Annotated in this window: 1 protein-coding gene; it reads left to right on the top strand. The window is 42.5% G+C overall.

All coding sequences use genetic code 11. From position 1 onward, the window contains the following. Positions 1 to 41: 41 nt before the first annotated feature. Positions 42 to 1,270, top strand: a protein-coding gene (locus JKP77_RS22100; protein WP_218313333.1) for an IS3 family transposase whose coding sequence is annotated in 2 segments (ribosomal slippage) — positions 42 to 393 and positions 393 to 1,270 — 1,230 coding nt in all. Because the reading frame shifts where the segments join, the coding sequence is not laid out codon by codon here. Positions 1,271 to 1,299 lie beyond the last annotated feature (29 nt).

The following is a 1,299-nucleotide window of genomic DNA, read 5'->3' as shown; positions in this document are numbered from 1 at the left end:
TGTCCCGTCCTGAAATACGTAGACATAAAGAGGACTTCTTTATGACAACTTCAAGTAATCAAAGACCTAAGCGCACACAGCGTGATTACACTTTAGCTTTTAAATTAGGCGTGGTTGAACGCGTTGAAAAAGGCGAATTCACTTATAAACAGGCACAAGCTCACTTCGGGATACAAGGAAGGTCGACGGTATTAGTTTGGCTCAGAAAGCATGGTAGACTCGACTGGTCGAAACCATTTCAGCATCCACTTATGCCAAATTCAAAAGAAACACCAGCCGAAAAGATAAAACGCCTCGAGAGAGAGTTAGCCGATGAAAAGCTCCGTAATAAAATCCTCAATGGGATGGTAGATATTATGGATAATGAGTATGGAGCTGGCCTCAGAAAAAAGTACTTATCCGGTACGTCTGGCAAGCCAAAACAAGAAAAGAAATAGGTTTGGCGGCAGCATGCCGGGTTGTGGGAATATCCAGACAGTCGGTTTACCAGGCTGTTTCTCGCATGGAGCATAGAAGGACAGAGCTATCGGTGATTAAAGAGTGGGTACTTTATTGGCGTAAGTTCATGCCACAAATAGGGACGCGTAAGCTCTATAAGCTTATAAAACCAAAGTTGGTTGAGCATGGAATTAAACTAGGTCGAGATGGCTTTTTTACTTACCTAAGAGGAGAAGGGCTACTCGTTAAGCCGAAAAAAAGCTATATCAAAACCACGTTCAGCAAGCATTGGATGAAGAAACATCCAAATTTACTCAAGGAAGGAGGGCTCCATAATGCTGAACATGTCTTGGTTAGCGATATCACTTACCTTGAATCTGACCAAGGCGTGCATTATCTATCGCTGGTGACCGATTCTGGTTCTCGGAAAATTGTTGGCCATCACTTAAGCTCAGACATGAAAGCTGAGAATGTAGTGAAAGCACTGAAAATGGCCGTTAAAGATAACCGGTATAAAGGCAACGCTGTACACCATTCTGACAGGGGGCTGCAGTACTGCTCAGCTATTTACCAGAAGGAATTAACAGCATATGGTATTCACCCCTCAATGACAGATGGATACGATTGTTACCAAAACGCATTGGCAGAAAGAATCAATGGAATACTCAAACAAGAGTTCTTACTCTACCGATGTAAAACCATCGAAGAGTTGAAAATACTCGTTACCGAATCAATTAATATTTACAATGAAATGAGGCCGCACTTAGCATTAGATATGGAAACGCCTAACGCAGTGCACAATAGAAAAGGCCAGCTTCGAGAGCTGGCCTAATAACTGTCAACCTATATTAGGACGACACA

The sequence above is a fragment of the Alteromonas antoniana genome (assembly GCF_019249295.1).
Taxonomy (GTDB): domain Bacteria; phylum Pseudomonadota; class Gammaproteobacteria; order Enterobacterales; family Alteromonadaceae; genus Alteromonas; species Alteromonas antoniana.
The sequence above is the reverse complement of the archived record's forward strand: the minus strand, read 5'-3'. Positions and strand labels throughout refer to the sequence as shown.